This is a genomic window from Pseudomonas sp. I8001 (assembly GCF_013385345.1).
In the GTDB taxonomy this organism is placed as follows: domain Bacteria; phylum Pseudomonadota; class Gammaproteobacteria; order Pseudomonadales; family Pseudomonadaceae; genus Aquipseudomonas.
On the sequence record NZ_JACAQC010000045.1, the window covers coordinates 1 to 9148 of the forward strand.

The 9148-nt window shown below is 63.1% G+C and carries 3 protein-coding genes; 2 read left to right on the forward strand and 1 reads right to left on the reverse strand.

Annotation, left to right across the window (positions count from 1 at the left end):
- Nucleotides 1-139: 139 nt before the first annotated feature.
- Nucleotides 140-6421 (reverse strand): non-ribosomal peptide synthetase, encoded by a 6282-nt coding sequence (locus tag HX839_RS25925; protein WP_177067913.1) that lies wholly within the window; start codon nucleotides 6419-6421, stop codon nucleotides 140-142.
- A gap of 486 nt (nucleotides 6422-6907) precedes the next feature.
- Here HX839_RS25925 and HX839_RS25930 point away from each other — a divergent pair, with 486 nt between their 5' ends.
- Both HX839_RS25930 and HX839_RS25935 read left to right on the forward strand, forming a co-directional pair.
- A complete protein-coding gene (locus HX839_RS25930; protein ID WP_008430236.1) occupies nucleotides 6908-7702 on the forward strand; it encodes a helix-turn-helix transcriptional regulator in 795 nt (264 codons plus the stop codon).
- On the forward strand, nucleotides 7702-9148 hold a 1447-nt coding region (locus tag HX839_RS25935), incomplete at its 3' end, for an efflux transporter outer membrane subunit (protein WP_256344763.1). The genes HX839_RS25930 and HX839_RS25935, both read left to right, overlap by 1 nt.

The window sequence follows — 9148 nt, forward strand, 5'->3', positions numbered from 1 at the left end:
GCATCGAGTGGTGAGTCAAAGCCCTTTTGGTTACTTTTGGTTGGGCCGGCATTCCGGGCTTTTCCAAAGTGAGCCGCTGTAAGAGCGGAACCATAGGTGGCCGTTACCTAAATAACGGATATACACACCACACCACCACTCAAATCCTACGTCTACGCCCCAACTGCGGAATCCCCAAAGCAGGCACCACCTCCACCCGCTCCACCCGCTTCCCAACCACCCCCGCCAACCCCACCACCGTCGGCTGACTGAACAACGACCGGGCATCCACCTCCAACCCCGCCTTACGCAGCCGCGCCACCACCCCCACGGCCAACAACGAATGCCCCCCCAACTCAAAGAAATGATCCTGACGCCCCACCCGATCCAGCTTCAGCACCTGCGCCCAAACCCCAGCAATCACCGTCTCCACCTCCCCCTGAGGCGGTTCATAGGCGCGACTCAACACCGCCTCCACCCCAGGCTCCGGCAACCCCTTGCGATCCAGCTTCCCCGCCGGATTAAGCGGCCACACCTCCACCCGCACAAACGCCGAAGGCACCATGTACTCAGGCAACCCCTCCACCATGTAACTGCGCAACGCCTCAAGCCCCGGCACCGCATCACGAACAGTGAAATACGCCACCAACCGCTCATCCCGAATCAACACCGCCACCTCGCGCAATGCAGGATGCGCCGCCAACCGTGCCTCAACCTCCCCCAGCTCCAGCCGCACCCCACGCAGCTTCACCTGAAAGTCATTGCGCCCCAGAAACTCCAGATTCCCGTCCGGCAAATACCGCACCAGATCCCCCGTGCGATACAACCGATCCCCCGCCACAAACGGGCTATCGATAAACCGCTCCGCCGTCATCTGCGCCAACCCCAGATACCCGCGAGCCACGCCCACCCCGCCGATATGCAACTGCCCACTGCACCCCAGCGGCACCGGCCGATCATGCTCATCCAATACGTAAAGCCGGGTATTACTGATGGCCCGCCCAATCGGCAACTGCACCCCCGGCACCGGCGCACCCGGCTCCAGCGTCCAGGCACTGCTGTCCACCGTCGCCTCGGTCGGTCCGTAGACGTTATGCAAGCGCACCTTGGGCAACCGCGCCTGAACCCCACGGGCCAAGGCCTCTGTCAGCTCCCCGCCACCGCATAAAACGTCGGTAAGGCTGGTACAAAGCGCAGACTCCTCCAGCTCCAGAAACTGCTGCAACATCGCCGGCACAAACTTGATCACACTGACCTGTTGCTCACGAATCACCTGCGCCAGGTACGCCGGCTCACGGTGCCCATCGGGACGCGCCAGGACCAGGCGCATGCCATTGGTCAGCGGCCAGAACAGCTCCCACACCGAACCGTCAAAACTGAACGGCGCCCGCTGCAACAACGCGCCACCCTCGGCATTCGGGCACAGTTGCGAGCCCCAGTGCATCAGGTTGCCCAGGCCCCGATGCTCGATCATCACGCCCTTGGGCGTGCCGGTGGAGCCGGAGGTGTACATCACGTACGCCAGGTTGCGTACGCTCAGCCCCGGCACTCGCGGGTTGCCTTCAGGCGCCTGCTGCCAGGCGCCGTGGTCGAGGTCGATCACCGGTATCGACACCTCCCCCGGCAAATCCCGGGTCGCGCCGTGTACCAGCAAGGCGACCGGCGCGCTGTCTTGCAGCATGTAGGCGAGACGCTCGCGAGGGTAGCCCGGGTCCAACGGTACATAGGCGCCCCCCGCCTTGAGGATGGCCAGCAAGCCCACCACCAGGTCCAACCCGCGCTCGACACACAAGGCCACCCGCGAATCCGGCTGCACGCCGCGCTCGCGCAGGTGATAGGCCAGGCGGTTGGCGCGCTCGTTGAGCTGGCGGTAAGTCAGTTGCTGCTCACCGGCCTGCACCGCCATCGCGTGAGGTGTGTGCCGGGCATGGGCTTCGAACAGGGCGTGGACGGTCTGGTCCACGGGGTAGTCGGTTTCGCTGGCGTTGAAGTCCACCAGTTGCTGTTGCAGTTCGGTCGCGGGCAGCACCTGCACATCGAACAGCGGCGCCTCGGGCGTCTCCACCAATCCCGCCAGCACCGTGCCAAGGTAGTCCAGCAGGCGCTGGGCACCGACCTTGCGGGGCGCCTTGGCCTTGAGCCGGAAACCGCTGGCCAGGTCGTCCACCGTCAGCATCAGTGGGTAGCTGAGGATGTCTTCGCTGCTCAGCAATTCGATGCCGGGCTGCAGCACCTCTAGTGCCTCGACCGAGACATGCCGGTAATTCAGCAGGCTGTTGAACAGCGGTGTGACGCCGCTGCAACGCTGGGCCAACGCCAGGGACGCTTGCTCGTGGGCGAGCAAGGCGCTGAGTTGCTGCTGCGTCTGCCTGATCGCCTCGCGCACCGTCACCCCGGCCAGGCGTACCCGCAGTGGCAAGGTGTTGATGAACATGCCCAGGGCACGGTCCGCGCCCTCACCGGCCTGCAGGCGTCCCAGCAGAACCGTACCGAACACCACATCGTCACGGCCCGAGACGCGACCCAGTACCTGGGCCCACGCCAGATGAAACAGGCTCGCCGCGCTGACACCCAAGGTGCGGGCCTGCTCGCGCAACAACTGGCCGAGTGCGTCGGGAAGCAGCACGTCGGCTTCCTCGGTGTCACGGCGATCCGCCTGGCGTTCCTGTAAACCGAAGGCCAGGGTCGGCTCGTCGACATCCGCCAGCCGCTCGCGAAAGAACGCTTCGTGCCCGGCCTGGCGTTCCGCCGACCGGGCCTGGGCGACCACGTTGCGATAGGGCACCGGCGCCGGCAATTGCTGTTGCTGGCCAAGCAGATGAGCCTGGATTTCCGCCATCAGTACTTGCGTGGAAGTGGCGTCGTTCACCAGATGATGGAAACGCAGCATGCCCACCCAACGGCGGTTCTGCCGGTCTTCGGCGTAATCCAGGGCCATCAGCGGCGCCTTGCGCAAGTCCAGTGGCCGCTGGCGTTCGCGCAGTTGTTCGAGAATTGAGTCCCCCTGGAGGGCCACCGATTGCACGTCCAGAATCGCCTTGCGCCACACCACTTGCATCGGTTGTTCGAGGGCATCCCACGCCAGGCTGGTGCGCAGGATGTCATGGCGGTCGATCACCTGTTGCAGCGCCTGGGCGAACGCTTCCAGCTGTTCACGGCGGGCAAAGCTGAACATCGCGTGTTGCTGGTACGGATCGCGCTCGTCGGTGATGTGGTGATACAGCAGGCCTTCCTGCAACGGCGCCAGCGGGTAGATCTCCTGCACATTGGCGGCGCCGCCGGGGATCGCGGCGACGATGCGTTCTATCGTCGGCGGGTCCAGTTCGGCCAGCGCCAGCAGGTCCGGAGTAATCAATTGGCAACCTGCCGGAACACGGTTGGCCGGCACCTCAAGCTCGGTGCCCTGGCCGACCGCTGCCGCCAGTGCGGCCAGGGTCGGCTGGCCGAACAGCACCTGCACGTCGGCCTGCAACCCGACCTGGCGCATGTGCTGCACCAACTGGACCGCCAACAGCGAATGGCCGCCCAACTCGAAGAAATGGTCATGCCGCCCTACTTGCTCGACGTGCAGCACGTCGGCCCAGATCTGCGCCAGGGCGATTTCCGTAGCACCTTCTGGGGCCTCGTAGACTCGACTGATAAATGCATCGGCACCGGGTGCCGGCAAGGCCTTGCGGTCGAGTTTGCCGTTGGCCGTCAGGGGCAACGCGTCCAGCTTTACGTAGGCCTGCGGCACCATGTAATCCGGCAAGCGTGATTTAAGATGGGCGCGAAGCGCTTCAATCGCTACCGGCGCATGCTCGGTGAACCAGGCCAACAGCTGCCCCTCGCGTACCAGCACCACCGCTTCGGTGACCCCTTCATGACCCGCCAGGGCGGACTCGATTTCCCCCGGCTCGATACGCACGCCGCGAATTTTTACCTGGTCGTCGTTGCGGCCCAAATATTCAATATTCCCATCCGGCAGCCAACGCGCCAGGTCGCCGGTGCGGTACATGCGGCCTGGGTTGAATGGGTCATCAAGGAAGCGCTCTGCGGTCATGTCCGGGCGGTTCAAATAGCCCCGCGCCACGCCTTTCCCGCCGACGTACAACTCGCCTGCAGTACCGATGGGCACCGGCCGCTGTTGCTCATCCAGCAGGTAGACCGCGGCATTCGCGATGGGTTTGCCGATGTGCAGCGCCTGCCCGGCCTCAACGAGGCCCGAGGTGGCAACCACGGTGGCTTCAGTGGGACCGTAGTTGTTGATCACCGCGAAACTGCGCGCCTGGTTGAACTGGCGCAGGCGGTCGCCACCAATCAGCAGCGTGCGCAAAGTCGGGTGTTCAATATTCTGGCTGAACGCATACTCGGCCACCGGCGTGGGCAGGAAGCATACGTCCAGTGGTTGCGCGCGCCACCAGGCCAGCAGCGCGTCGATGTCTTCGGCGCCGTCGTGGGCCGGCGGCAAGTGCAAGGTCGCGCCCACGCACAGCGCTGGCCAGACCTCCCAGGCCATGGCGTCAAACCCGAAACCGGCAACGCTGGCGGTATGGCTGCCCGCGTGCAAATCGAAGGCCTGGCAATGCCAGTCCACCAGGTTGGCCACGGTGTGGTGCTCCACCATCACGCCCTTGGGCAGGCCGGTGGAGCCCGAGGTGTAGATCACATAAGCGAGGTTGGCGGGTGTCATCGCCACTTGCGGGTTGCGCGCCAACTGCGCCGTGGCGTGATCCAGATTGATGACCGGCACGCTCAATACCGGTAGACGCTCGAGCAAATCCGTCTGCGTCAGCACCGCCACCGGCGCGCTGTCATCGAGCAGGTAGTGCAGGCGCTCGGCAGGATGGGCCGGGTCCACCGGGACATAACAGGCGCCGGATTTGAGAATCCCCAGCAAGCCCACCAGCGTCTCCAGGCCGCGCCGGGCGACGATCGCCACACGGTCGTCGGGCTTTACCCCGAGCACCAATAGCTGCCGCGCCAGGGCATTGGCCCGTTGATTCAATTGGTCATACGTCAATCGCTGCCCCTGATACACCGCCGCCACCGCATGCGGCGTCACCGCGGCCTGGGCCTCGACGCGCCCATGCAGGGTTTGCGCTGCGGGATAGGCCTGGGCGGTGGCGTTCCAGCGTTGCAACTGCGCGGTTTCCTCGGGCGTTATCAGCGAGAAGTCAGCCAGGGGCAGCGCGGTGTTTTCCAGCCCCTGCTCCAGCACATACACCAGGCGATCGGCCAGGGCCTGCACCTCGTGTGCCTGGAAGTACGCCTCGTTGTAGACGCAGTGCAGGCACGCCGTGTCGTGGTAGCGATTGCTGCGCAAGTGAATCGCCAGCGGCAACGGCTCATGGTGGTTGGACACCTTGATCGCCCGGGCCGACGCCTGGCCGTAGCGAAATTCATGGTCGTCCTGCTCATAGGACACCGACAGGTCGAACAGTTGGCCGCGGTCGGCGCGCAACAAACCCAGCTCGCGATTCATCTCGCTCAGCGGGAAACGTTGATGTCGGAAATCCTGCTGGAGCTGGTCGCGCACGCCACGCACCAGGGCGCTGAAAGGCAGGTCGTCGCTGAACTGCAAGCGCACGGCACTGACCTGGGTGAAAAGCCCCAGGGTCGAACGAAAGCGTGCATTGGAACGGTTGAGTATCGGCAGCCCCACCACCCACTCCTGGCGCTGGCCGGTGCGGCTGAAGTACAGGTACATCGCCGCCAATAACACATGGAACGCCGACGCCTGGTAATGGTTCGCCGCCCGCGCCATGCGATTGAGCAGCGCCGCCGGAAACGGTGCTACCAGGGTGTTGCTCGGTGCCTCGCCCTTGGCCTGGTAACGGCGCGTCAGCAGCGGCTCTGGCAGCGCCTGGTATTTGTCCAGCCAGTAGCTGCGGTCCCGGGCGTAACGGGCCGACTCGCGATAGCGTTCATCGTTGTCGATGAAGTCGATATAGGACGGCGCCGATAGGTCCGGCTGCCGGCCCTGCTCCAGGGCGCTGTAGATACCTGCAAGGGATTGCAGCATCTGGCCAAAGCCCCAGCCATCGAGAATCAGGTGGTGAGCCTGGGTGCCGAGGCGGTAATGCTGGTCATCGAGCTTGACCAGGAAGAAGCGGAACAACGGCTCATCGACCAGCGCATAGGCTCGCGCCATCTGCGCCTGCAACAAGGCCTCGGCGGCCGCGCGGGGATCCGGCTGGCGCGAGACGTCATGCTGCGGCACCGATACCGCCATGGCCTCGGCAAACGCCTGCCGTGGCAAGCCATCGGCCGCCACTTGCAACACCGTACGCAATGCGTCGTGCTTGGCCACCAGGTGCTCGATGGCTCGCTGGATCAATGCGGGATTCACGGTGCCCGTGAGTTCGATATAACCCCCGATGTTGTACAGCGGCGAGTCACCGAGGCGCAGTTGGTCGAGCCAGATATCCCGCTGGGCGGCGGTCAGGGGGAAATACGTCATAAGATCCTTCTCATGTGAGGTGTCGATAAGGCGCACAACGCCCCATTGAGGCGAAATCAACGGGATTTAAGCATCGCCCCGGAGGGCCGTATGTCACCCGAAACCCGGACAGCCCGGGTACCGCGCCGGGGTTGGCTGATGGTTCAGTGCTGAAACGATTAAATGGATGTAAGAGATTGGCTACATCTGGCCGATGCCATATAGCCGGGCATTTCGAGAAAATTGAGTAAATATGTTTTATATCAACTAGTTAACAAACTCTAAAATCCTTTTACCCTGCAGCTTCAGCCTATATCCCTGTCGGAAATGACGAAATAATGGCGCGCTTTTTATGGCAGGTTGTGTCCCTCGTTTCCGCTACATACGTAGGACAAGTCCACGTGGCTAAATGAAGCCTCGAGCACCGACCCAGGTTCAAGGAGAACGGGAGGCCTGCACACGTACGGGCAACCGTTGACGGTTTTCGACATCAAGGATGAGATGGCTATGAGTCTGACCAGCAGTATTCGGAATATGGAAAATCCGCATTTTTATTTCGAGTTGGGAGAGTTGATTTCAAGCACCGGCACTGAACACTTCGCAGCGAACATGCTGCAACTGGTCAACAAGCTGGTACCGGTTCACTTGGTGGACCTCAGTGAATGGACCCTCGACGAGCACCAGGCCTGCGTGCTCGATATCAAGTTACTTGGCAGCGACGGGTTGAAGCAGGACCTGCCGCCACCGCGCACCCTGCATCACCGCGACGATCATCCGCTGCTGAAAAAAATGCTCGGCATGAACGACCCGCTGTTGATCCAGATGAATGCCAAGGCCGACAGCACCCACACCCGCGGCACCTCCCATCAGTGCAACCTGGTATCGCGCCAGGCCAATCGGCGCTGCGTGATTTCGTTCTACCGGCCCCACACCCAACGCGCCTTTTCCCTGGCGCAGCTGTCGTTTCTCAAGAGCCTTTCGGAAACCTTGCTGCCGTTGATCGAGCGCCACGCGCAGATCAATCGACAGGCCCCGCCGGTAGCGCCCGAGCCCTCTAAAACTCCGTTGGAGCAGTCGCAATTGCAGCGCGAATTCTATAAACGCCTGTCACTCAGTGACATCACCTTATCGGCGCGGGAACAGGAGGTTTGCCTGGGGTTGTTGACCGGCGGAACCGTACCGCAGATGGCCGAGAAACTCAGCGTGAAAAACAGCTCCATCGAAACCTACCTCAAGCGCGCGGCGGCCAAACTGGGCGTGAGTGGCCGGCATGGCCTGGCCAAATGGATGGTTGGCGCGTGATGAAAAAACTGATGCTCGGCGTGGCGTGTGTGCTTGGCGGGTGTTCGTTGATCCCGGACTATCAGCGGCCCGAGGCACCGACCCCGGCGCACTACCCGGTGTATAACGCGGACCGGGTGGGGCCATCGGCCGCCGGGCCTGACTGGCAACAGTTGTTCCGTGACCCGGTGATGCGGCAGTTGATTGGCCAGGCCCTGGTGAATAACCGTGACCTGCGGGTGGCGGCGCTGAATGTCGAAGCGTTCCAGGCGCAGTACCGCATCCAGCGTGCCGACCTGTTCCCGGCGGTGTCTGCCACGGGTGCCGAAAACCGCCAGAAAGTCCCGCGGCGCGCCACTACCACCGGCAAGTCTGCGATCACCTCTACCTATTCGGCGACATTGGGCGTCAGCGCCTACGAGCTGGATTTTTTCGGCCGTGTACGCAGCCTCAGTGAGCAGGCGATGCTGCAATACCTGGCCACTGAAGAAGCTCGGCGCAGCGCGCAACTGAGCCTGGTGGCCAACGTCGCCAACGCTTACCTGACCTGGCGCGCCGACCAGGAACTGCTGGCCCTGGCCCGGCAGACGCTGGCCTCGGACGAGCACAGCCTGCGTCTGACGTCGCGCAGTAAAACGGCGGGCAAGGCGACGTCGATTGATGTGATCCAGGCCCAGACCAGCGTCGAAAGTACCCGGGCAAGCATTGCGCGCTACCAGCGGCAGGTGGCCCAGGACCTCAACAGCCTGGCGTTGCTGGTGGGTGGGCCGGTGCCGGATTCTTTGCCGGCACAGCCGCTGTCCGACGACCTGGTAGCCCGGGTGCCGGCCGGGTTGCCGTCGGACCTGCTGCAACGGCGGCCGGATATTGTGCAGGCCGAGTATCAGCTTCAGGCGGCCAACGCGAATATTGGCGCGGCGCGGGCGGCGTTTTTTCCTTCGGTTACGCTGACGGCCAACGCGGGCACCTCGAGTAAGGATCTGTCGGGATTGTTTCAGGGGGGCTCGGGGAGTTGGGGGTTCCAGCCGCAGATCAATCTGCCGATCTTCAATGCGGGCAGCCTGCGGGCCAGCCTGGATTACGCGAAGATTCAGAAGAACATTTATGTCGCGCAGTATGAGAAGTCGATTCAGACCGCGTTCCAGGAAGTCTCGGACGGGCTGGCGGCGCGGCAAACGTATAACGAGCAACTGGCGGCGCAGCGGGATTTTGTTCGGGCCAACCAGACGTATTACGACCTGGCTCAGCACCGGTATCGCAGTGGGGTGGACAGTAATCTGGTGTTTCTGGATGCGCAGCGGTCGTTGTTCAGTTCGCAGCAGGCGTTGATTGTTGATCGGTTGGCGCAGTTGGTGGCGGAGGTGAATTTGTATACGGCGTTGGGTGGGGGGTGGGAGGGTGATTCTGCTGGGGGTGGGGGTGGGGGCATATCCGCTTCTGCGGTCACGGCGGCTTATGGTTCCGCTC